The 23,494-nt window shown below is 68.4% G+C and carries 22 protein-coding genes; 7 read left to right on the top strand and 15 right to left on the bottom strand.

Translation table 11 applies throughout. The annotated features are described in order from the left end of the window. The first annotated feature begins 38 nt into the window (after positions 1-38). The 7 genes from ureG (at position 39) to AC3WMA_RS06770 (ending at position 6,045) form a co-directional block, all read left to right on the top strand. Complete coding sequence (gene ureG / locus AC3WMA_RS06740) at positions 39-689, top strand: urease accessory protein UreG (protein WP_492284588.1); 651 nt, start codon at positions 39-41, stop codon at positions 687-689. Positions 690-692: 3 nt separating this feature from the next. Then, positions 693-1,388, top strand: a complete 696-nt coding sequence (locus AC3WMA_RS06745; protein WP_492284589.1) for an urease accessory protein UreF — start codon at positions 693-695, stop codon at positions 1,386-1,388. Positions 1,389-1,465: 77 nt separating this feature from the next. After that, positions 1,466-1,915, top strand: a complete 450-nt coding sequence (gene nikR / locus AC3WMA_RS06750; protein WP_492284590.1) for a nickel-responsive transcriptional regulator NikR — start codon at positions 1,466-1,468, stop codon at positions 1,913-1,915. A 100-nt stretch (positions 1,916-2,015) separates the two neighbouring features. Next, positions 2,016-3,548 (top strand): ABC transporter substrate-binding protein, encoded by a 1,533-nt coding sequence (locus AC3WMA_RS06755; protein WP_492284591.1) that lies wholly within the window; start codon positions 2,016-2,018, stop codon positions 3,546-3,548. Positions 3,549-3,557: 9 nt separating this feature from the next. Further along, a complete protein-coding gene (locus tag AC3WMA_RS06760) occupies positions 3,558-4,514 on the top strand; it encodes an ABC transporter permease (protein WP_492284592.1) in 957 nt (318 codons plus the stop codon). Continuing rightward, on the top strand, positions 4,511-5,344 hold the full coding sequence (locus AC3WMA_RS06765) for an ABC transporter permease (protein ID WP_492284593.1): 834 nt from the start codon (positions 4,511-4,513) through the stop codon (positions 5,342-5,344). Before AC3WMA_RS06760 ends, AC3WMA_RS06765 begins: the two co-directional genes overlap by 4 nt. Then, a complete protein-coding gene (locus AC3WMA_RS06770) occupies positions 5,341-6,045 on the top strand; it encodes an esterase/lipase family protein (protein ID WP_492284594.1) in 705 nt (234 codons plus the stop codon). The genes AC3WMA_RS06765 and AC3WMA_RS06770 overlap by 4 nt, the downstream gene beginning before the upstream one ends. 13 nt (positions 6,046-6,058) lie before the next feature. Here the strand turns inward: AC3WMA_RS06770 and AC3WMA_RS06775 are convergent, their stop codons facing one another. The 15 genes from AC3WMA_RS06775 to AC3WMA_RS06845 all read right to left on the bottom strand — a co-directional run bounded on the left by AC3WMA_RS06775 (position 6,059) and on the right by AC3WMA_RS06845 (position 23,465). Further along, positions 6,059-7,780, bottom strand: coding sequence for an alpha/beta hydrolase (locus tag AC3WMA_RS06775; protein WP_492284761.1), 1,722 nt, complete (start codon positions 7,778-7,780; stop codon positions 6,059-6,061). 125 nt (positions 7,781-7,905) lie between these two features. Further along, positions 7,906-9,705, bottom strand: coding sequence for an SLC13 family permease (locus AC3WMA_RS06780; RefSeq protein ID WP_492284595.1), 1,800 nt, complete (start codon positions 9,703-9,705; stop codon positions 7,906-7,908). 19 nt (positions 9,706-9,724) lie between these two features. Beyond that, positions 9,725-11,356 carry a complex I subunit 5 family protein gene (locus AC3WMA_RS06785; protein WP_492284596.1) on the bottom strand — a complete coding sequence of 544 codons (1,632 nt, stop codon included), beginning with the start codon at positions 11,354-11,356 and terminating at the stop codon, positions 9,725-9,727. Beyond that, positions 11,356-12,876 (bottom strand): complex I subunit 5 family protein, encoded by a 1,521-nt coding sequence (locus AC3WMA_RS06790; RefSeq protein WP_492284597.1) that lies wholly within the window; start codon positions 12,874-12,876, stop codon positions 11,356-11,358. Before AC3WMA_RS06790 ends, AC3WMA_RS06785 begins: the two co-directional genes overlap by 1 nt. After that, positions 12,873-13,178: an NADH-quinone oxidoreductase subunit K gene (locus AC3WMA_RS06795; protein WP_492284598.1), complete on the bottom strand. Its 306-nt coding sequence runs from the start codon at positions 13,176-13,178 to the stop codon at positions 12,873-12,875. Before AC3WMA_RS06795 ends, AC3WMA_RS06790 begins: the two co-directional genes overlap by 4 nt. Next, entirely contained in the window at positions 13,175-14,107 is a 933-nt protein-coding gene (locus tag AC3WMA_RS06800) for a hydrogenase subunit MbhD domain-containing protein (RefSeq protein WP_492284599.1), read from the bottom strand. Before AC3WMA_RS06800 ends, AC3WMA_RS06795 begins: the two co-directional genes overlap by 4 nt. Continuing rightward, positions 14,104-14,397 carry a monovalent cation/H(+) antiporter subunit G gene (locus tag AC3WMA_RS06805; protein ID WP_492284600.1) on the bottom strand — a complete coding sequence of 98 codons (294 nt, stop codon included), beginning with the start codon at positions 14,395-14,397 and terminating at the stop codon, positions 14,104-14,106. Before AC3WMA_RS06805 ends, AC3WMA_RS06800 begins: the two co-directional genes overlap by 4 nt. Continuing rightward, entirely contained in the window at positions 14,394-14,681 is a 288-nt protein-coding gene (locus AC3WMA_RS06810) for a monovalent cation/H+ antiporter complex subunit F (protein ID WP_492284601.1), read from the bottom strand. Before AC3WMA_RS06810 ends, AC3WMA_RS06805 begins: the two co-directional genes overlap by 4 nt. Then, positions 14,674-15,168, bottom strand: coding sequence for a Na+/H+ antiporter subunit E (locus AC3WMA_RS06815; RefSeq protein WP_492284602.1), 495 nt, complete (start codon positions 15,166-15,168; stop codon positions 14,674-14,676). Before AC3WMA_RS06815 ends, AC3WMA_RS06810 begins: the two co-directional genes overlap by 8 nt. 143 nt (positions 15,169-15,311) lie before the next feature. Then, entirely contained in the window at positions 15,312-16,370 is a 1,059-nt protein-coding gene (locus AC3WMA_RS06820; protein WP_492284603.1) for an AI-2E family transporter, read from the bottom strand. A gap of 65 nt (positions 16,371-16,435) precedes the next feature. Then, on the bottom strand, positions 16,436-17,491 hold the full coding sequence (locus AC3WMA_RS06825; protein WP_492284604.1) for a patatin-like phospholipase family protein: 1,056 nt from the start codon (positions 17,489-17,491) through the stop codon (positions 16,436-16,438). Between the two features lie 60 nt (positions 17,492-17,551). After that, on the bottom strand, positions 17,552-18,061 hold the full coding sequence (locus AC3WMA_RS06830) for a DUF1269 domain-containing protein (RefSeq protein WP_492284605.1): 510 nt from the start codon (positions 18,059-18,061) through the stop codon (positions 17,552-17,554). Between the two features lie 96 nt (positions 18,062-18,157). Further along, positions 18,158-19,291, bottom strand: a complete 1,134-nt coding sequence (locus tag AC3WMA_RS06835; protein ID WP_492284606.1) for an efflux RND transporter periplasmic adaptor subunit — start codon at positions 19,289-19,291, stop codon at positions 18,158-18,160. Next, the gene (locus tag AC3WMA_RS06840) at positions 19,288-22,368 is read right to left on the bottom strand and encodes an efflux RND transporter permease subunit (protein ID WP_492284607.1); all 3,081 of its coding nucleotides are present in this window, start codon (positions 22,366-22,368) and stop codon (positions 19,288-19,290) included. Before AC3WMA_RS06840 ends, AC3WMA_RS06835 begins: the two co-directional genes overlap by 4 nt. After that, positions 22,365-23,465 carry an efflux RND transporter periplasmic adaptor subunit gene (locus tag AC3WMA_RS06845; RefSeq protein ID WP_492284608.1) on the bottom strand — a complete coding sequence of 367 codons (1,101 nt, stop codon included), beginning with the start codon at positions 23,463-23,465 and terminating at the stop codon, positions 22,365-22,367. Before AC3WMA_RS06845 ends, AC3WMA_RS06840 begins: the two co-directional genes overlap by 4 nt. Positions 23,466-23,494: the final 29 nt, after the last annotated feature.

Consider the following 23,494-nt stretch of genomic DNA (forward strand, 5'->3'; position numbering starts at 1 on the left):
GCCGCCGGCGGCCTCAACCTTGCAAGGTCTTTGCGCTCATGATCTCGAAGAACGGCCCTCTCCGCGTCGGCATCGGCGGCCCCGTCGGCTCCGGCAAGACGACGCTCACGGAGAAACTCTGCAAAGCGATGCGCGACGACTACTCCATCGCCGTCATCACCAACGACATCTACACCAAGGAAGACGCGATGATCCTCGTGCGCCTGCAGGCGCTGTCCGAGGACCGCATCGTCGGCGTCGAGACCGGCGGCTGCCCGCATACCGCGATCCGCGAGGACGCCTCGATCAACCTGCAGGCCATCGCCGAGATCAACCGCAAGATCCCCGATCTCGACATCGTCTTCATCGAGTCCGGCGGCGACAATCTGGCGGCGACCTTCTCGCCCGACCTTGCCGATCTGACGCTCTACGTCATCTCCGTCTGCCAGGGCGAGGAAATCCCCCGCAAGGGCGGCCCCGGCATCACCCGCTCGGACTTCCTGATCATCAACAAGAGCGACCTCGCCCCCTATGTGAACGTCGATATCGAGGTGATGCAGTCCGACGCGGCGCGCATGCGCGGAAAGCGCCCCTTCGGCTTCACCGATCTCTCGCGCGGCAAGGGCCTCGACGCCGTCGTCGACTTCATCGTCGAGCATGGCGGGTTGCAGGCCAACCAGCGCCAAGAGGCGAGCCCGGCCGAGGCCTGACGCATGGCGAACGATCCAGTGGCCGATAGCGGCCAGGCTTCGATCCCGCTGCATCTGCTGCGCCTGGTGAGTCAGGGCCTGCCGGTGGGAGGCTTCTCCTATTCGCGCGGGCTCGAAGCCGCCATCCATGCCGGCTGGGTCACCAATGAGGCGACGGCGCGCGACTGGATCCTCGGCACGCTGCGCGCCAATGTCGCGCAGCTCGACGGCGCCCTGTTCTGGCGCATGGCGACGGCGCTGGAGGCGGACGATCGCGAGCGCTTCCACGCCGTAAACGCCTGGCTCTTGGCCGGGCGCGAAAGCCGTGAGTTCCAGCGCGAGGACAGGAGGCAGGGCGAGGCGCTATTGCGGCTCCTCGCCGATCTCGACGTTCCCGCCGCACGCGAAGAACAGGGGCAGGCCCTGACCTATGCCGCGGCCTTCGCGCTTGCCGGCCATCACTGGCGCATCGCGCCGGAAGCCGCGCTAAACGGCTTCCTCTGGGTCTATGTCGAGGGGCAGGTGACCGCCGCGATCAAACTCGTCCCGCTCGGGCATACGGCGGGCCAGCGCCTGCTGATCGAGGCCGCCACGGCCATCGAGGAGGCCGCCGCGCGCGCCCGATCGCTTGGCGATGACGAGGTCGGCAACCTCGCGCCTGCGCTGGCCATGGCGAGTGCCTGGCACGAGACGCAATATAGCCGCCTATTCCAGTCGTGAGCCGCGCCCAGCCTCGCAATTCCCGCCGAGCCGACCTATCCTGCGACGGACAGGACGCGCCGGGAGCAGGAACCAGGGTGGAACGAGTCACGATCACCATCGATGCCGAACTTCTGGCATTCGTCGACGCGCTGAGCACGGCGAAAGGCTATGGCAGCCGCTCGGAAGCGATCCGGGACATCCTGCGCAAGGCGGCCCATACCGAGCTAGAAGCCAATCCGGCCGCCCCTTGCTTCGCGACGCTGGCCTATGTCTACGACCACGAGACGCGCGATCTCGCGCGCCGGCTGACCAACCAGCAGCACGACCACCACGATCTCTCGATCGCGACGCTGCATGTCCATCTCGACCGGCACGAATGCCTGGAGGTCGCGGTGCTGCGCGGCGCGAGCGGGGATGTGCGCGCCTTCGCAGACGGGGTCATCAGCCAGCGCGGCGTCCGCCACGGACAGCTTCACCTCTTGCCGGGTGCACCCGAGCATTCCCATGAGCCGGGCCACGCGCATTCTCATCCGCATGAGCACTGAAGCGCGGTGACTTGTGCCGATTCCGGCGCAGCTCCGCATTTGCTATCCCGCCGTTACGGCAGTATGATGTTTTTATCAAAATATCATACTGCGAGTATCCATGGCACGGCTCCTCATCGCGTCGCTCGCTTTGGCCCTTGGCCTGACCACGCCGGGCCACGCCACTTCGCGGGAGCAGCAGCCTGCCCTGCGCGTCGCCGAGATCTGGGAGATCTCCACGCTGGATCCGACCCAGGACGGCACGCTGATGAAGGAAAAGGCCATGGTCACCGAGACGCTGGTGACCGGCCGCCCCGACTTCACCCTGGCACCGGGGCTCGCCACCTCCTGGAAACGCGACAGCGACACGGTCTGGACCTTCGCCCTGCGTCCCGGCGTCACGTTCCATGACGGCTCGCCGCTGACCGCGCAGGCCGCCGCCGCAAGCCTGACCAACGCGCTCCAGCGCAGCGGCACGGCCCGCAGCTACACCAAGATCGCCAGCCTCGCCGCGCGCGCCGAGCAGACGCTGGAGATCACCACCACCGAGCCCTTCCCGGCGCTGCCGGCCGCGCTCGTCTATGCCAGCACGGCGATCGTCTCCCCGGCCTCGCCGAAGATGGCGGACGGGACGATCGAGCGGCCGATCGGAACGGGACCGTTCAAGGTCACCGCCTGGCAGCCGGCGGCACAGAGCTTCACGGTCGAACGCTTCGACGGCTACTGGGGCGAGAAGCCCTCGATCCCCGCCATCACCTTCCGAGGCATCCCCGACCCGACGACGCGCTCGCTCGAACTGCAGAAGGGCAGCGTCGATTTCACCTCCGAAGTCCCCTATGGCGACCTCGACACGCTGGTCGACAAGGGCTTCACCGTCTCGCGCAACGTGACGGCGCGCAACTACGTGCTGAATTTCGGCAGCCTGAAGGATACGCCCTTCGCCGATATCCGCGTCCGCAAGGCCCTGTCGCTCGCCATCGACCGCGACGAGATCGCGCAATATGTGCTGTTCGGCATGGGCCGCGCCGGCATCGGCGCTTTCCCCGGCACCATGGCTTTCGCGGACACCTCGATCGCGCCGCCGAAGACCGACATCGCCGCGGCCCGCAAGCTCCTGACCGAAGCCGGCTATGCGCCGGGCCCCGGCGGCGTCATGACCAAGGACGGCAAGCCGCTCGGCTTCACCCTCTATACCTATGCGCAGCGGCCGGGCCTGGTGCCGATCGCCGGCGCGCTCCAGGCCCAGCTGCGCAAGCTCGGCGTGCCCGTCGAGATCAAGGTGACGACCTTCTCCGCCATCGCGAAGGAGATGAAGCCCGGCGACGCCCGGCTCGCAGCCCTGGCTTCGGCGATGTATCCGCATCCGGATTTCTACCTGCGCCAGACCTATCACTCGGCCGGCGCCACCAACACATGGGGCTATGCGAACCCGAAGGTCGACGCGGCGCTCGCCGCCGCGATCACCACGCGCGACGAAGCCGAGCGCAAGGCGGCCTATGACCTCGTCCAGCGCATCGCCGCCGAGGAGGAGCCCTGCCTGACCATCGCCCATTACGGCGTCAACGTCGCGATGCGGCCAGGCATCACCAATTACAGCTTTAATCCGATCGCCCATGACTACATGCTCGATCCGCAGATGACGCTCGCGCGCTGAGACGCCGCGATGGGGGCTTACGTCCTGCAAAGGCTCGCGCTCGCCATCGCGACGGTGCTCGCCGCGACCTTCCTGACCTATGTGCTCCTGCGGCTCGTTCCCGGCGAGCCGGCGCAAGTGATCCTGACCCGCGTCTTCCTGCAGGACCAAACGGCGACCGTCTCGCAGCAGGATGTCGCGGCCATCGCCGACCGTTTCGGGCTGAATGCGCCCTTGATCGTGCAATATGGCCGCTGGCTTGCCGGCGCACTGACGGGCGATCTCGGCATTTCGATCCGGACCGGGCGGCCGGTCACGCTCGAACTCGGCTGGCGGCTGTCGGCAACCGGGCTCATCGCCCTGCTGGCGACGCTTACCTCCCTCGCCCTGACCTTCGCCACGGTCACGCTCAAGCGCTCCTTTCCGACGCCCGCAGCCGCACGCGGCTTCGAGCTCCTCGCCGTCGGCTCGATCGCGCTGCCGTCGTTCTTTCTCGGCGTCGTCCTGATCATCCTGTTCTCGCTCCGGCTCGACTGGCTGCCGGTCAGCGGCTTCGAAAGCTGGGCGCATGTCGTGCTGCCGGTCGCGGTGCTGGCGCTCGGCCAGTTCGGCTTCAACGCCATCCTGCTCGACGACACGCTGAACGAGGCCCTTGGCGCACAGCACATCACGACGGCGCGCGCGAAAGGGCTCGGCGACCGCGCGATCCTCTTCACCCACGCCCTGCCGAATGCGCTGATCCCGCTGATCCCCTATCTCGCGCTTCAGTTCGCCTTCCTCATCGGTGGCGTCGTGATCGTGGAAAGGCTGTTCTCGATCCCGGGCCTTGGCGCCTATCTCACCGACGCGCTCGACAGCCATGACGGCCCGGCCTTTCTCGGCGCGATCGGCGTGATCGCCTTGGCGGTTGCGGTCGCGAATCTCATGGCCGATCTCGTTCTCACCCGCGTCGATCCGCGCATCCGGCTGAAGCGGGCCGCGCCATGACGGCTCTGCGCCGGGGCGACTGGCTCCTTCTCGTGATCGCAGTCCTGTTCGCCCTCTCGATCGCATACGGGCTGATGCTCGACCCGGTCGAGACCTCGCTCCGCTACAGCCTGCGCGCTCCCAGGGTCGATTTCCTGTTCGGCACCGATCATCTTGGGCGCGACGTGCTGGCCCGGATCGCCCATGGCTTCCTGCTCGATTTCGGCCTGTCGCTGACGATCGTCGCCCTGTCCTTCGCCGTCGGCATCAGCGTGGGCATGCTGGCCGCCGAGCTTGCCGGTCCGGCCGACCGGGCGCTGACCTTCATCATGGACGTGCTGACCTCCCTGCCCCAGATCGTCATCGCACTCATCCTCGCCGCCCATCTCGGTGGCGGCTCGCTGTCGCTGATCCTCGCCCTGTCGCTGACCGGATGGGTCAAATATGCGCGCATTGCCCGCGCCACCGCCTTCTCGTTGCGGGAGCGCGAGTTCGTGACCGCCGCGCGCGTGGCTGGCGGCGGCCGGCTCTATGTCCTGCGGCGCCATGTGCTGCCGCATCTGCTGCCGATCTTCTCCGGGCTGATCGCCCTCCAATTCGGGCACAACATCCTGAACATCGCCGCGCTTGGCTTCCTCGGCATCGGGGTCCAGCCGCCTGCCCCCGAATGGGGCGCGATGATCGCGGAGGCCCGGCCCTATTTCTCGCGGGCGCCCTGGCTCGCCATCATGCCGGGCATCTACCTGTTCGCGATCACGCTATTCGCCCTCATGATCGCCCGCAGCCGCTGGATTCGGGAGATGCCTACGGCCTACAGTCAGGGGACGCCCGCCTCCGAAACCCGATCATGAGCCAAGCCGAAACCGTCGTCATTCTTCACGGCCTGGCGCGCAGCAAGGCATCGCTCCTGCTGATCGAGAAGACCCTCGCGACCCTCGGCTACGACGTCGTCAACGAGACCTACGATTCGACGACATGCGTGGTCGAAGACCTGCTCGACCATGTCGGGAACGCGGTCGGCGGCTGCGGCGACGCGCCCATCCATTTCGTCACGCATTCGATGGGCGGCATCCTGTTGCGAGCCTGGCTCAAGCGGCACCGGCCGGCCAATCTCGGGCGCGTGGTGATGCTGGCGCCGCCCAATCACGGCTCCGAGCTGGTCGATGGTCTCGGCCGCCTGCCCGGGTTCGAGTTCATCAACGGACCCGCCGGCCTGCAGCTCGGCACCGCGCCGGACAGCTTGCCCAACTCCCTGCCGAACGCCGATTACGAGCTCGGCATCATCGCCGGCAGCCTCTCGCTCAACCCGATCCTGTCGCCGTTCTTCTCGGGGCCGAACGACGGCAAGGTCTCGGTCGAGAGCACGAAGCTGGAAGGCATGGCGGACCATGTCACCCTGCCCGTGACGCACACCTTCATGATGAACAACCCTCTGGTCGTCGCGCAGGTCATAACCTTCATCCGCACCGGGCGTTTCAATCACGGCCTGACACTGTCCGAGCTCACCCGGGATGTCGCGACCTATCTTCAGGAGCGGGTCGCCCGCTCCTGAAGACGCCTCATCCTCAGCCCCCGCGATTGTCGTAAGCGCCCTCTTCGCCATCGCGATCATCGCTGCCGCGCTGGGCGTGATCCCAGAGATGACGCTTCAACGCGGCCTGCGCCTCCGGCGACCAGCTCCCCGCTCCGGCCACCGCGACCCAGGCTTCGACATAGTGCTGGGGCGCATAGACATGCCCGTAGCCCATCGGCGTCCTCGTCGCGAAGGCCATGTCGACGAGAAGCTGCAGGCCGGTCACCACCGGATACCAGCGGAACTGCGGCGAGACGTCGGGGCCGCGCGTCGGCTCAAGCCAGGCAGGCTTTCGGAAGAAGCTGCGGCGGTCGAAGAAGGTCACCGCGTCGCTGGCATACTGGAGATAGACGATCCGCATCACGCCCCAGGGCGTCGCAGGCGGAACGGTCGGTCCGTTCTGGTTCATGAAGCGGACGGCGCGGCCCTCCCGGTATTCCGGCAGCCAGGCCGGCGAGCCTTCATTGCGCCGGTCGGTGATGTCGCGCCAGAAGCGGTTGCCGAAGGGCGGGCCGCTCCAGACGGCACCGTCGATCGGATCTCCGATCAATTCGAGCAGTTCGATCGACCGTTCCGAGTTCATCGAACCCAGGCTCAAGCCGTGCAGGTAGAGCCGCGGCCGGCTCTCCTTGGGCAGGCGCGTCCAGTGGCCATAGACCTCGCTGAACAGCGCTCGCGCCGCCTCGGAACCGTATTCCGGCTGGGCCAGCAGCGAGAGTGGGCTCGACAGATAGGAATATTGCAGGGCGACGCTGGCGACGTCGCCGTCGCCGAGATGCTCGATCGGGCTGATCGCGGAGGGATCGACCCAGCCGGTGCCGGTCGGCGTGATCACGACCAGGATCTTCCGGTCGAAGGCGCCCGAACGCTTCAGTTCCTCCAGCGCCAGCCGCGCGCGCGCCTCCGCCGTCCCGGCGGCACGCAGCCCGACATAGGTGCGGATCGGCTGCATCGCCGGCCGGCCCGACAGGGCGGTGATCTCGGCAGCACTCGGGCGCGAGGCCACGAACTCGCGGCCCGCCCGCCCCAGCTCCCGCCATTTCACCAGCGAGGCCTGACTGCCGGATTGAAGCGGGTCCGTCGGCTGCGGGCTGGCCGGCTCGATCAGGGCGTCGCGTTCGCGGAAGGAGGAATCCAGCACGCGAAAGCCGACGCGCACCAGGAAGCCGTTGGCGAGCGACCAGACCAGAACCGTCGTGATCGCGAGGCCAGCCACGAGCGCGACCCGCCGCGGCATGAAGCCCAGCGGCCGGCGCGCCAGGAAGAGGGCCATCAGCCGGAACAGACGCGCCAAGGTCAGCAGCACCGCGAAGGTGACGAGCGCGATCAGGCTGACCTTGAACGGATGGGCGCTCTCGATCGGCTCCATCGACATCACGCGGCGGATGGAATTCTGCCATTCCGCCGCATTCGCCAGGAAGATGCCGGCGACCAGCAAGCAGATGCCGGCGACGACGATATTGACGATGCGGCGCAGCCGCTCGTTGGGCGCCGGCATCTCCAGATAGGTCCAGAGCCAGCGCCAGGCCGTGCCGAAGCCGTAACCCGCGGCAAAACAGACACCGCCCAGAACGCCCTGGATCACGGCCGTGCGCGGCACGAGCGTGGGGGTGAGCGAAGCTGCGAACAGGAAGGTGCCCAGCGCCAGGCCGATGCCGGACAGGCCACGGCTCCAGCGCAGCGGAAGCAGGAGGGCTCTCGTGCCGAAGCTCATCATCGCACCTGCTGTCCGTCACGGCGGACGATCGGGCTGCCATATCCATCGATCGCGGGCTGCGTCCGACAGCTTCGGCCGGTGAAGCGGGTTCGGGCGAGGGCCCGGCAAGCACGAGGCGACATTCAGAAGCTCCAGACCATCGGAACGTAGAAAACAGACATGACGAAGAACCAGAGCATCAGCGGCAGCCCGAGCTTCCAGTAGCTGTTGAAGCTGTATCCGCCCGGACCCATCACCATCATGTTGGTGGCGGTCGCGATCGGTGTCAGGAACGCGGCCGCGCCCGCGACGCAAAGGCTCATCAGCACCGGGCGCGGCGAGACGCCCAGTCCCTCGGCCGCAGCCATGGCGATGGGGATGACCAGCATCGTCGTCGCGGTGTTGCTCATCACCTGGCCGAGGGCGGCGGTGAGAACGAAGAGGCCGGCAAGGAAGACGAGCGGCCCCGCCTCACCCGTCAGAGTCACGAGATGGCCGGCCACGATCTTGGCCGCGCCGGACTGCACCATCGCGGTCGAGAGCGGCATCATGGCCGCGATCAGGATCACCGTCGTCCAGTTGATCGCGCGATAGGCCTGCTCCGGCGTCATGATGCGGGCGAGGATGAGCGCACCGGCGCTGAGCAGCCCCGCGACGGCCGGCGGCACGATGCCCGTCGCCAGCATCGCGACGAGGCAGCCCAGCACGGCCAGCGTGACGCCCGCGCCAGCCCCCATCGGAACGGCCTGGCGCCGGACGAGATCCGGCGAATTGACGACGAGCACGTCGGGATCGTCGAGATGCAGATCGAGCGCCTCCCAACTGCCTTCGAGCAGCAGGGTGTCGCCCGCGCGCAGGGTCTCTCCCGGCTCGATATCGGCGCCGGCCCGCTGCACGGCCAAGACGACGAGATCGCCGCTATCGGTCACCATGCCGGGAAACAGGGCGCGTCCGATCAGCGCCGAGCGCGGGGGGATAACCACCTCGGCGAGCCCCGAGCGCTTGCTCAGGAGCCCCTCCTGCTCGCCCTCGCCGCGCAGGGCGAGGTGCTTCTCAGCCGCGAACCGGGCGACGGCTTCGGCATCGCCGCGCACCAGCAGGTAATCGCCCTCGGAGATCGCGGGCGCGCGCAGTGGCGTCCCGGTTTCCCCGGCCTGCACCACGACGAGGCTGAGCCGCCCTTCCATCCCGAGATCGACGGCAGCGGGCGCGACGCCGATATAGCTGCAGCTCGGGCGCACGCGCAGCCTGAAGATGCCGTCGCGCAAGCCATAGTGCTCGACCAGCGTCTGGGCGTGCTGGCTGAAATCGGCCGGCAGCCGCGCGCTGCTCTGCTCCGGCAGGAGCCGCTTGCCCAGCAGCAGTATCAGCAGGATCGTTCCCACCAGCAGCGGCAGGCCGACAAGGGCGAACTCGGCGAAGGCAAAGCCCTTCAGGCCGGCATCCTCCAGTGCCTCGGAGACGAGGATGTTCTTCGGCGCGCCGGTCAGCAACAGGTTGGAGCCGGCATGGGAGGCGAAGGCGAGCGGCATCAGGAGCTGCGAGGGCGACTGGCGCAGCCGCACCGCCGCCATCACCGCGACCGGCATCAAGGCCGCGATCGCGCCGCTGCCGGTGATGAGCGCGCTGAGCGCACCGGCCGCCGCCGTCATGATGACGAGCAGGCGCGTCAGCCCGTTGCTGCCGGCCCTGGCGATCAGGTACTGGCCGGCCCAGGCGGTGATGCCGGTCCGTTCCAACGCAGCGCTGACGATGAAGAGGCTGGCGACGAAGAGCGTCGCGCGATCGCCGAAGCCGGCGAAGGCCTGGTCGAGCGTGACCACACCGGTCGCCCAGAGCGCGAGCGCCGCTCCCATCGCGACCACGACGACCGGCAGCCTGTTCCAGCAGAACAGGGCAATCGTGATGACGATGACGAGGGCGGTACTTGCGATCGGCGTCATGGCGGGGCCTCCGGCTTCGTCAGGCCCGGAGCATCAAAGCCCCGCCGAGCAGAATGGCAAGGGCGATCAGCCCGAGCCCTGCTGCCGGCCAGCGCCTGAGATGGACGTCGATCTCCCCGATCCTGTCGGAGAGGCCGCGCATGAGCGGCTGCCCCGCCTGCGCCAGCACGACGATATCCCCTTCCGGAATCAGGCCGAGACGCTGGGGCCAGCGCCGGACCAGCAGCATCGCTCCCGCACCGAGCAGCATTGGCCAGGTCACCTTCCAGAGCGCGTCGGGCGCGACCAACGAGGCTACGGTCTCCCCGGCGACAGCTGGATAGAGCGACCAGGGAATGACGAGCGAAGCGGCCACCACGACCAGCCAGGGCACGAGTTGACCGAGCGGCGGCGAGGCGGCGGCATCCTCGGCCGTGTAATCGCGCAGGAGCAGCAGGAGATGGACCATCAGCATGGTGCTGCCGGCCCCGGCCAAGGTCATCGCGCCGGCAAGCCAGCCATAGCCGAGCAGTGGCTTGGTCGCGAGCTTGGCCAGCGCACCGCTGGTCAGGGGCATGCCGCCGAGGCTCAGCGCGAGCACGGCCATCAGCAGGAACACCAGCCGGAAGCGGCGCCCGCCGGTCACGGCGAGGATGCCGACGCCGAGGAAGAGCGCGCCCTTCACCAGCGTGTGGTGGACGGCATAATAGGCCGTCAGATGCGTGGCTTCGGGATCGGCATTGGCGAGGCCGACGCCGAGCAGCACCGCCAACAGCCCCATCTGGCTCACGGTCGAATAGGCGAGGACCGTCTTCGCGCGCTTCTGGGTGATGCCGACGAGGACGCCGTAATAGGCCGTGATGACACCCGCACCGATCAGGACGACGCCCCAGAACGGCGCTCCGGCCTCGAAGGGCAGGAAGCGGATCAGTCCGATCACGCCGGCCTTGACCACGACGCCGCTGAGCACCGCAGAAGCCGGCGTCGGCGCGGCCGGATGCGCCAGCGGCAGCCAGACATGCAGCGGCACCAGCCCCATCTTCAGCGCGAAGCCGAGGATGAACAGCGCGACGATGCCGTCGCGCATCGGCGAGGCGGAGAGCTCCGCGACGACGCTGCGGATCGGCGGATTGGCATCGGGATGGCCTGCCGCCAGCATGACGAGCGCGATCAGCAGGAGCGCCTCGGCGGCGAGCGCGAGCGCGACATAGATCACGCCGGCGCGATAGGCCGGCGGACTCAGCTCATGGATGATCAACCCGTAGGCGGCGAGGCTCGCCAGCGTGAAGAGCAGGTAGAAATTGACGACGTCGCCGACGACGAAGAGGCCGAGGCTGCCCGTCAATGTCAGGAGCCACCACACAGTGAAGCGTTGCCTGCCGGCATCGCGGGCCATGAGCGAGGCAGCATAGGCGCCGGCCGCGCTCCACAGCAAAGCCGCGCCCGCGAGCAGGATCGCGCCGGGCTCGTCGAGCACCAGCGTCAGCCGGAAGGGCGGCGGGAAGATCGCGAAGCCGCCCTTCGGCACGAGGATCGCGGCCGCAAGCGCCGGCAGGGGAGCGAGGACCAGCACGGCAAGGGCTCGTGCCCGGAACCAGGGCGACAGGCAGCAGAGCGCCAGCCCGAGCGGCACCAGCGGTACGGCGGCTAGGAGGAAGGTGGGAGCGCTCATCACAGCCCCGCCATCGCAAGGCCGCTGCGGCCGATCTGCAGGAAGCCGAAGGGGCGCAATGGCACGAAGCCGAGCAGCACGGCCGCGACCGCCAGAGCAAGCGCCGTCAACTCGAGCCGCCGCGGCACGGCTTGGCGCGACGGAAGCGGCCCTGCCGCAACCGCGAGCGCCTTGTCGATGACGCGGAAGACATAGCCGCCGGCAAGAAGCCCGCCGAGCAGGATCGTCACCGCCAGCCAGGGGTAGCCCTCGATGACGGCCGCGGTCAGGAGGAGGCATTTCGCGACGAAGCCGCCGCTCGGCGGAACGCCCATCAGCGACAGCCCGGCCAGTCCAAAGGCGACCGCGCTGATCGGCAGCACCCGGCCGAAGCCGCCGAGATCGGCAATGCGGTCATGACCATAGGTCTTGATGACGATGCCGGCCGCCAGGAACATCGCGGATTTGGCGAGCGCATGCGAGATCAATTGAAGCGCGCCGCCGGTCCAGGCGATCGTCTCCCAGGGCGGAGTACCGGCGCCGCCGGCCGCGAGCGGGAAGATGATGAAGAGATAGCCGATCTGCGCGACAGTCGAATAGGCGATCATCAGCTTCAACCGTGCCTGACGGAGCGCCATGACGCTGCAGAACAGGATCGAGGCCGCGCCGAGCACGGCGAGCAGCTGACCGGCGAGCAGCGCCACCTGCCCCGGGGCGACGTCGAGCACCAGCCGCAGGATCAGGAAGATCGGGGCCTTGATCACCAGCGCCGAGAGCACCGCGCTGGCCTGCGCCGGCGCGCCGGCATGGGCGGGCGGGAGCCAGAGATGCAGAGGGAAGAGCGCAGCCTTGGCCAATAGCCCGACGATCATCAGCGCCAAGGCCACCGACAAAGCGGGATCGGTCCGGCTCAGGCGCGACAGCGCCAGCAGGTCGAGCGTGCCGTACTGGCCATAAATCAGCCCGACGCCGAGCAGGTAGAGCAGCGAGCCGAGGAGCGCGAACAGCAGGTAGCGCAGCGCCGCGTTGACGGTTTCGGTCCGGCCGTCGAGACAGACCAGCGGCACCGCGGCGAAGGTCAGGAGCTCCAGCGCGACATAGAGATTGAACAGGTCCTCGCCGACGAAGACGATGTTCAGCGCGCTCCAGAGCGCGAGCAGCATCAGCCAGAAGGTCGTCCGCTCCCGTTCGTTGCCCGTATCCTCGCGCAGCCCGTACTGGACATGCGCGAACAGCCCGACCGCGACCACGACCAGCGCCGTCATGACCAGCATCGCGCCCGAGAGCCCGTCAGCCCGCAAGGCGATCCCGAGCGGCGGGCGCCAAGCGCCGACGACATAGGTCAGGGCCGCGCCGCTCGACACCAGCTCGACGGCGATCGCCATGGCAACGGCGAGCCCGGCCGCGAGCGTCGCCAGCGCAATCCGAACCGTGCTGCGCGGACCGCAAGCCAGGATCGCCAGCACGGCGCAGACCGGCAGGATCACGGCCAAGACCAGCAGGAAGCCGCCCGGCGTGGTGGCGTGGAGGCCCGCGGTCACGCGTCGTCGCTCCGCGGCTCGGCGAGCCGCTTCAGCAGGGCGACCGCCAGCGCGCTCGCCGAGAAGGCGACGACGATGCCGGTGATCACCAGCGCCTGCGGCACCGGATCGGCCTCGAAGCCAGCACCGCCGCCGCGCCGCGCAACGGCTCCGAAGACGAGGAAGATGCCGGCGCCGAGGATGTTGCAGCCGACGATGCGCCTGAGCAGGCCGGGAGAGGTGACGACAGCGAAGAGGCCGATGCCGACGAGCGCCGCGCCGCACAGGCCGAACAGCACACCGGGTTGCAGTAGCGCCGTCATCGCGCCGGCGCCTTCCGGGCGGAGCCGGCGACCAGCATGGCCAGCGCCGCCGCGACGGACAGCGTCAGGGCTGCCTCGATCGCCAGGATCAGCGGTTTCGCCAGCGCCTTCGGATAGGCGAGGAAAGCATCGGCGAAGGCGAAGCCGAGAAAGGCGATCACCACGAACAGGATCGGCCCGCCCGCAAGCGCGAGCCGCAGCGGCAGGCCTGCCGTCTCCGGCGGGGCGCGCAAGCCCGCCAGCATCACCAGCAGCCACATCGCCGCCAGCACGGTGCCGGCCTGGAAGGTGCCGCCCGGCGCATCGGCGCCGACCCAGAACATGTAGACGCCGATCACCACGCCGAAAGGCGGCAGGATGCGAGCGAGATAGGCGAGCGGCTCCGGAACATTGGCGGGCTTGATTGCAGGCGCCCCGCCCCAGGTCTCATCGGATGCCAGCGACCAGACGCCGATCAGGGCGAGCAGCACCACGACCTTCTCCAGCAGCGTGTCGAGCGCACGATAGGCCAGCAGCACGGCCGTGACGGGATTGCCCAACCCGGTCGCGGGAAGCGCCTCCGCCGCGGCCGGCGCGAGCGTCGGGGCCGGCGAGGCGAAGCTCAGCACGGCGAGGCCGAGCCCGGCGGAAATGGCGGCACAGCCTGCGGCGATCGCGAGCTTGCCTTTGCGCGTCACCGCCTCCTCATGCTTGCCGCGGCCGCGGATAGCGGCCTCAGCCCGCAGCAGCAGGATTCCGGTCCCGCCGCCGCCGATAGCGATCTCGGTCAGGGCGACGTCGGGCGCCGCGAGCCGGACCCAGACCAGCCCGAGCAGCAGCCCGAAGGCGAGGAAGGCGATGATCGCGCTGCGCTCGTCCGGCTCCCTGACGACATGGATCGCGAGCGCCAGCAGGCCGGCGACGAGCGCACCATCGAAGAGCAGCATCATCGATCGGCTCTGTCGCGATGGACGGCGCGCGCGAGCAATTGGCTCGCCGTCGCCGCCGAAAGCTGCGCCAGCAGCCAGATGCAGAGCAGCTTCAGGCCGCCCGCGATGCTGGCCATCTGCGGCAGGAGGCCGAGCACGATCAATCCGAGTCCGAGATTGTCGGCCTTGCTGATCGCATGCAGCCGGCTCAGCGTATCGGGAAAGCGCAGAAGGCCGAGCGCGCCGGCGAGGAACAGCAGCGCGCCCGCGCTCACCAGAACGATGGTGGCGATGTCGGCGAGGCCGCTCATGGCTGCTCCTTCGCCGGATCAGGTTCGGCGGCCGGCTCGGCCATGCCGAGCGCAAAGGCCATGCAGGCAAACGCCGCGAACAGGGCGAGCAGCAACGCGACATCGATCACGGCGGCAGAGCCGGAAGCGGCTCCCAGCAGCAGAAGCACCCCCGTGCCGCCGGTCCCGAGCAGTTGCAACGCCATCATGCGCTCGGCGAGGACGCGGGAGCGGAGCACGCGCAGCAGCGCAAGGAGCGTGATCGCCAGGATGAGGAATGCTGCCGCTGCGAGCATGTCAGCCATCGCGCCCCTCCGCCCGTAGGACACGGCAGAAAGCGATCTCGTCAGCGGCGACCTGCTCAGCGATGGGCTCGCGCAGATCGAGGCAATGGATCAGCAGCATCCCGTCGGCCGCGACGGAAACGGGTAGCTTGCCGGGCTGCAGGCTCATCACGGCGCACGCAGAATCACGTGCCATGCCACCTGGAACGATCGAGCGGCAGGTCGCGAAACCCGGCAGCAGATCGGGATCACGGGCAAAGGCCCGTCGCGCCACATCGACGCCCGCGACAACGGATTGCGGCAGGAAACGGATCAGGAAACGGATCAGGCCGCGAAGAGAAAGCCCAGCGCCGACCGGCCACAGCACGGTACTGGCCCAAGCTCCGGCGGCGCTTGCGGCGATGCCGACCGGCAAATCCTTAAGCGCAGACCCCATCAGGATCACCCATAGCGCCAGCAGGCACAGCCCCCGGACGAGGAGCGCCGAAAACCGCCTGTCATCGGCCACGGCCGCCCCATCCATCGCTTCCGCCCGCCTCCGGTCGCTGCCTGCCAACGCTGCGATGCAGGGTAGCCATCGCCCGGACGGGCAGCATCAGCCGGGCGTCTCACCGCTGTGCGCCACGTCCCATTCTCCCCGGAGGCCGCGGGTCAGGCCGCAGTGCCGGAACCGCCCGCGGCGCCCGCCTCCTTCGGCACCGCGCCGATCATCTCCGCCAGCCAGCGGCTCGACGGGTGCAGGGCGCAGAAGGTGATCAGGGCGATCGTGATAGGGACGCCGATAAAGGCGCCGAAGACGCCCCAGAGATAGCTCCAGAAGAAGACCGAGAACAGGACGATCGGCGGCGAGATCGAGAGCGCACTGCCGGCGACCCGCGGCTCGATATAGCTGCCGACGATGAACTGGATCAGGTTCAGGCAGGCGAAGACCGCGATGACCGCCTGCCAGGAGCCGAACTGCGTCATCGCGAACAGGGTCGGGAAGACCGTGGCGACGAGCGGGCCCATGAAGGGGACATAGTTCAACAGGAAGGCGATGAAGCCCCATTCCTCGGCCAGCGGCAGGCCGACGGTGCGGGCGAAGACCCAGACCAGCAGGCCGGTGATGACGCTCATCGCCGTCCGGACCAGCATGTAGCGGCGGATCTTGGCGGCCGTCGCGATGCTGCCGCGCAGGATCAATTCCGCCATCTCGCGGTTGCGCATCACCTTGAGCCTGCGGCCGAAATCCTCGACCTCGAGCAGGCCGAGCAGCACGTAGACCAGCACCACCAGCCAGAAGCTCATCGTGCTGTTCAGCCGGCCGCTCACGGTCTGGACGGCGCGCAGCACCCAGGCCGAGCTGAAATTCTCCGACCACAGCGCCGCAACCGCGATGCCATGCCCTTCGAGCCAGAGCGTGATCTGCTCGTAGAAGGCCTGGAAGCGCGCGGCATCGCTGACGATCCAGCGGCCGACCCGGCCGAAGGCCCAGACGATCAGCGAGCCGAAGGCGAAGAAGGCGACGACCATGACGAACAGGCTCAGCGCCAGCGCCAGCAGCCGCGGCAGCGCGCCCTGCAAGGCCTTCTGCAAGGGCCAGACCAGCGCGATGATGAACAGCGCGAAGGCGACCGGCGCGAAGACGGAGCTCGCGATCGACAGCGCGACCACGAACAGGATTACGGCGATGATGACCTGCGCGGCCTGGGAGGTCTTGGCGCTCGTCATAGGCCGGTCCGGCTCCGGGCGTGAAACCGCGTCGCAGCGGCGGATTTCTTCAGCACAGGCACTCGTCAGACCCCCTTGGTGAACTCGTCGAGATCGAGCGTCGAATGCTTGCCGATCTCGTCGCGATGCGCCCGGTAGAACGCTTCGGCGGAGCGCCTGCCCTCGTCATGGAGCATCGTGAAGAACTCCCACTCGGCATTGAGCTTCGAGGAATAGCCGAGTTCGATCATGGCGTCGCTGGTGATGCGGTGGAGGCGCATGCGCGCCCAGCGCGCGCCCTCGCCCGTGCCGGAGAGCGCCTCGCGCTGCAGCAGCGCCATCATCCGCAGCTCCTTCAGTAGCACCGCGTTGAAGGAGACCTCGTTGAGGCGGTTCAGGATGTCCCGAGCATTGCGCGGCGTGCCCGGCCGCTCGACCGGGTTGATCTGGATGAGAATGGTGTCGCTGGCCGTGCTCTCCTCGATCAGCGGGGTCATCGTCGGGTTGCCGGAATAGCCGCCGTCCCAATAGCTCTCGCCGTCGATCTCGACCGCCTGAAACAGCGTCGGCAGGCAGGCCGAGGCGAGCAGCACGTCCGGCGTGATCTCGCCGTTCCGAAAGATGCGGTTGCGGCCCGTCCGGACATTCGTCGCGGAGATGAAGAGCTTGATCGGGCCCCTTGCGATAGCGTCGTAATCGATCGCCTCGGCGAGGATGTCCGTCAGCGGGTTCGTACCCGACGGGTTGAGGGTGTAGGGCGATACGACGCGGGACATCATGTCCATCGCCACGAAGAGCGGCGAGGTGTCGAGCGTCCAGCGGCCGAGCAGCACGTCGAGCGGCGAGCGCTGGAACGGGCTGAAGCGGGCCGCCTCGGACACCTTCCGCCAGTAGCGATCCAATGCCTCGCGAGCGCCTTCACGCCCGCCGAGCGCATAGCCGGAGGCCAGCACGGCGGCATTCATCGCGCCGGCCGAGGTGCCCGAGATCGCCTCGATCGTCAGCCAGTCCTCCTCGAGGATCCGGCTCAGCACACCCCAGGTATACGCGCCATGCGCACCGCCGCCCTGCAGGGCAAGGTCGATGTTCAGCGGAGCGCGCGCGTCGCTGCCGCGGCTGGAGGCGGAAGGCGTCTTGCTCACCGGAATACCTCTCTGGTCGGCAAAGCCCGCCATCTCATGACGGCGGACTTCGGTCGCAGCTTACGCCTTCGGGGCCTCGGTCTCCGCCACGGCCGAGAGCGCCGCACGCAGCTGCGCCTCCTTGGTCTCGTCGAAGGAGGTCTGCATCAGCGTGCCGCCGACGCCCTTGAGATCAGCAAGCACCTTGTCGGTCGTCATCTTGCGGATGAGCAGGAACAGGCCCGCCGTGTTCGGCTGCAGGGCCTCGGCCGCATCCTTCATGAACTGGTCGTTGATGCCGATATCGCTGAACTTGCCGCCGAGCGCGCCGGATGCGGCACCAAGCGCCGTGCCGATCAGCGGGTTCAGGAAGATGAAGCCGATCAGCGTGCCCCAGAGCGCACCGGAAGCCGCGCCCGTGGTGGTGAGGTTGATCATCTGGTTGAGCTTTACATGGCCCTTCTCGTCCTTGACCACCACGACGGCGTCACCCAGCTCGATCAGATATTCGCGCTGCAGGGAAAGGACCTTCTGGCGGACCTCCTCAGCCTTCTGTTCCGTCGGGAAGGCGATGAAGACGAGATCGCTCATGTCGATGACTCCGTACTCGTGGGGTGAGAAAGAACCGGCAACCGGCCGGTCAGGCCGGAAGGCTTGCAGTGTGAGAAAGGCAGGCGCGAGCCTTCCTCACGGTCGCTGCGGCGAAGCCGCGGCCGATTGCGGCCCCGGCAGCGGCCTGATGCGCTGGCCGGGATGCAGGGCCTGCACGCCGGCCGAGACGATCATCTCGCCGGGCGCCAGCCCCTGCGAGAGGATGATCTTGCTGGGATCGAAGCGCAGCACGTCGATGTCGCGCAGCGATACCGTCGACTTGGCGGGGTCGACGACCCAGACGGCGGGCGAACGGCCCTGCTGGGTCAGCGCGCTCGCGGGAATGGCGACAATCGCCGCGGTCGAGACCTCGATCGTGCCGACGACGGTGGAGCCGAGCCGCATCGCCTCCGGCGGGTCCTGCAATCCGACCCGAACGGCGAAGGTCCGCGTCACCGGATCGGCCTGCGGCGCAACCTCGCGCACCGAGCCATAGGCCGTGACACTGGGCGCATCGGCCAGCGAAACGCGGATCTTCGCATCGGCGAAGCGCGGATCGAGCAGTGCGGCCGGCACGTTGAAGACGGCATCGCGGCTATCGTCGCGGGCGATCTGGACGAGAACCTGACCGGGCTGGACCACTTCGCCGGGCTCGACCTGGCGGGCCGTCACGACGCCGGCGACATCCGCACGGAGTTCGGTGAAGCCGAGCCGGTCCCGCGCGAGCTCGACCTGCGCTTCCGCATTCTCAAGGGCAGCCTGCGCTGTCTCCTGCGCGCGCCGCGCCTGATCGTAGCGCGGCCGCGTGGTGAAGCCCTGCGCCATCAGGCGCTCCTGACGTTCATAGGTATTGCGGGCCGTGCTGACCTCGCCGCGCGCTGCCTCCAGCGCAGCCTTGGCAGCCGTCAGCGCGTTCTGCTCCAGGGCCGGCTCCAGGCGGGCGATGACCTGCCCGGCCTTGACCCGGTCGCCGACATTGACCGGGCGTTCCAGCACGCGTCCGCCGATGCGGAAGGCGAGCCCGACATCCTTCTTGGCCTGAACCTCGCCGCTAAGCTGGACATCGTCGGAGAACTGCCCGGCGGCGACGGTGACGACGCCGACCGGGCGGGCCTCCGCCGGCGACGCCTGCTCGTTGCGGCAGGAAGCGAGCGCCGCTGCGAGCAGCGTGAGGCTTCCCATTCGGCGGAGCGCCTTCAGCGGAATACGCTTCGTCACGATCGGGCTCATGACAGGGTTCCTCCTGCGCTGGCCGGTCGCTTCGCCCCGCTCGGCCCTGTCGCAGCGCCGAAGACGGCGACATAGAGCACCGGCAGGAGAACCAGGGTCAGCACCGTCGCGACCAGCAGGCCGCCCATGATCGCGAAGGCCATCGGCCCCCAGAACACGGTCGGCGCGATCGGGATCATGCCGAGCACGGTCGAGACCGCCGTCAGCATGATCGGCCGGAAGCGCGTGCCGGCCGCGTCGATGGCAGCCTCGACGACGCCCTTGCCGGCGGCACGCTCATCCTCGATCTGGCCGACCAGGATCACCGCATTCTTGGTGATGATGCCGATCAGGGCGAGGATGCCGAGCAGCGCGACGAAGCCGAGCGGCTTGCCCGAGAGCAAGAGCGCCCCGACAACGCCGATCAGGCCGAGCGGCGCGATGCTCAGCACGATCGCGAACAGCCTGAAGCTCCTGAGCTGCGCCATCAGCACCGTGAACATGATCAGCAGCATGACCGGGATCACGGCGATGACCGAGGCCTGCGACTTCGCGCTTTCCTCGACCGCGCCACCAACGGCGATATCGTAGCCGGCGGGCAGGCTCTTGCGCAGCGCGTCGATCGAAGGCTGCAGCGCGTTGACGACGGCATCCGGCAGGACGCCCGGCGCCACATCGGCCGCCACCGTCAGGTTCGGCACACGGTCGCGGCGCCAGATCAGCGGCGTCTCGAGCCCGTAGCTGAAGCTGACGAATTGCGAGACCGGCACCGAGCGGCCGCTCGGCAGTGCGACCTGCATGCTGCGCAACGTGTCGAGCGAGACGCGGTCGGTGTCCTGCGCCCGGACGACGACATCGACCAGATAGATGGAGTCGCGCACCTGCGTCACGACGGTGCCGGAGACGACCGTGTTCACGATCGCTGCCACCGCCGCAGAGCTCAAGCCAAGCCGGCGCGCCTCATCCTGATCGACGCGCAGCCGCAATTCCCGCGAGGGTTCGATCCAGTCGAAATTGATGTGGCGCGCATTGGGATTGGCCGCCATGACCTGCCCAAGCCGCAAGGCGATGGAGCGCACCTCGGCCGTGTCCGGACCGCTGACGCGATACTGCACCGGCGAGCCCACCGGTGGGCCGAGTTCGAGCGGCGAGACGCGGGCGACCACGTTCGGAAGCTCCTTGGCGAGCAAGGTCTCAAGCTTCGTCCGCACCCGCTCACGCGCCGCCACGTCCTTGGCAACGATCACGGCCTGGCTGAAGAAGTCGTTCGGCAGTTGCGCATTCAGCGGCAGGTAGAAGCGGATCGCGCCGCGGCCGATATAGGTGCTCCAGCGCTCGATATCGGGATCGCCCTTCAGGGAGGCCTCGAAGCGGTTGACGAGGTCCTCGCTCGCATAGATCGAGGCGTTTTGCGGCAACGTGAGATCGACCAGCAGCTCAGGCCGGTCGGAGGCCGGGAAGAACTGCCGCGGCACCAGCGGCAACGCCAGGATCGAGGCCGCGAACAGGCCGAGCGTGACTGCGATGGTGATCCAGCGCAGCTTGATCGCCCTCGAGAGCAGCGAGCGGAAACCGCGCTCGACCCGGCCCGGCTCCTTGCTCTGCGCCGAAGCCTTGGGCGCCTTCAGCATGGCGACGCCGAGCACGGGCGCGAAGAGGACGGCGACGAACCAGGAGACGACGAGCGCGATCGTCACCACCGCGAAGAGCGAGAAGGTGTATTCGCCGGCCGAGCTCGCCGCGAAGCCGATCGGCACGAAGCCGGCGATCGTCACCAGCGTGCCGGCCAGCATCGCAGTCGCGTATTTATCGAAGGCGAAAGTCGCCGCCTTGAGTTTCTCCTCGCCCGCGGCGAGCCGCGTGACCATGGCGTCGGTCGTCGTCATCGCGTCGTCGACGAGCAGGGCCAGCGCGATGATGAGCGCGCCGAGCGAGATGCGCTGCATGTCGATGCCGGCGACCAGCATGCAGGCGAAGACGATGGCGAGCGTCAGCGGGATCGCGAGTGCGACGACGAGCCCCGGCCGCACGCCGAGGCTGATGAAGCTGACGACCATGATGATGCCGACGGCCTGCCAGAGCGACATCATGAAGTCGTCGATCGCATGCGAAACCGTCACGGCCTGGTCGGCCACGAGGTTGGGCTCGATGCCGAGCGGCAGGCCGGCAGTGACCGCGTCCATCGCCTTCTTGATGTTGCGGCCGAGCGCGAGGATGTCGCCGCCCTCGCGCATGGCGATGCCGAGCCCGATCGACTCGCGGCCATTGACGCGGAACATCGGCGTCGGCGGATCGGCCTGGCCGCGCCTGACGGTCGCGATATCGGCCAGCCGCACCATCCGGTCGCCGACCGGGAAGTTGATGTTCAGCAGGTCCGCTTCCGACTGGAAGGCGCCGGAGACGCGCACGAAGAACTTCTCGTCCTGCGTCTGGATCTCGCCTGCGGGCCGAACCACGTTCTGGGCCTGGAGGGCCGCGAGCAGGCCACCGCGATCGAGCCCGAGATTGGCGAGTTCCCGGACCGAGAACTCGATGAAGATGCGCTCGTCCTGCGCGCCGATGATCTCGATCTTCGAGACGTCCGGCACGAGCAGCAGCCGCGACCGGATGGACTCGACATGGTCGCGCAATTCGCGGCTGGTGAAGCCGTCCGAGGTGAAGCCGTAGATGATGCCGAAGGTGTCGCCGAAGCGGTCGTTGAAGAACGGCCCGAGTGTGCCGGCGGGCAGTGTGTGCCGCATGTCAGCGATCAGGTTGCGCACACGGTACCAGGTGTCCTGCACCTGGCGGCCGGGCACGTCGCCCTTGAGGTTGACGAAGATCGTGGTAACGCCGGGCCGGGTGAAGCTGCGCACGCTGTCGAGGCCGGGCGTCTCCTCGATCTGCCGTTCGAGCCGTTCCGTGACCTGGCTCAAGGTGTCTTCCATGCTGGCACCAGGCCAGACGGCGGAGACCACCATGGTCTTGATGACGAAGGCCGGGTCCTCGTTGCGACCGAGCCTGATGAAGGCGAAGACGCCGGCGACGACCGCCACCACCATGAGATAAATGACGACCGAGCGGCTCTTCAGCGCCCATTCCGACAGGTTGAAGCTCATCGCGTCTCGGCTCCGGTCAGGCGCACCTGCTGGCCTTCACGGAGAAGCCCGGCACCGGCGGTCACGACGATGTCGCCGACCTGCAATCCCTTGGAAATGCTGGCGGCGGCGGGATCGGCATTGGCCACTTCCAGCTGTCGCAGCGAAACGGTCGATGTCTTCGGGTCGACCACCCAGGCACCGACCTTCTGGTCGCGCCGGGTCAGCGCCGTCGCGGGAATGGCGATGCCGCCGGCACCCTCGGCGCGGATCGCACCCGAGACGGCCGCACCCAGCCGGAAGCTCGGCGCCGGATCGGTGAGGCCGACCCTGATCCTGAAGGTCCTGGTCACGGGATCGGCCTGCGGCGCGATCTCGCGCACCCGGCCCTTGGCCTCCGCGCCGGCCTCCCCACTCAACGCGACCCGCACCGGCATGCCCGGCGCGAGGCGGCGCACCAGGTCGGCGGGGATCTCGAATACCGCGTCGCGGCCGTCGCGCCGCGCCAGCTGGACGATCATCCGACCGGCGGCGACGACCTCGGCCGGCTCGGCACCGACGCGAGTGACGATGCCCGGCGCGTCGGCCTTCAGCGTCGTGAAGCCGACGAGGTCCTCAGCCGAACGGACGCGCGCCTGCGCGGCCTCGACCTGAGCACGTGCCGCGGTCAGCCCCTGCCGGGCGGCATCGAAATCCGCCTGCGTGGTGATGTGCCGCTCAAGCAGATGGCTCTGCCGCTGGAACTGGTTCTCCGCCTTGCGCAGGTCACCTTCGGCGGCAGCCAGCGCCGCCTGGGCCGAGCGGAGATCATTGAGCTCGTTTTCGGGATCGAGCCGCGCGACGACCTCGCCCTCGCGGACATTCGCGCCGACGCCGACGAGGCGCTCCGCCAAACGGCCTCCGATGCGGAAGGCCAGCGCGGCCTGGTCCTGAGCCTCGACATGACCGGTGAAGGTGAGATCGGGCGCCGGGCGCGGCGGCTCGACCGTCACGGTGCGCACGAGCCGGACCGGCGGGGGCGGCGCCTTCTCCTCGCTGTTGCAGGATGCGACGGCCATCGCGACGGCCACCATGGCAAGCAGGCTGCCCGTGCCGGGGGAAGCGTCACCGCGCCTCATGCCAAGCCTCCGGCCATTGCTGCCGCGAG

The sequence above is a fragment of the Allobosea sp. FW305-C-101 genome, assembly GCF_058783685.1.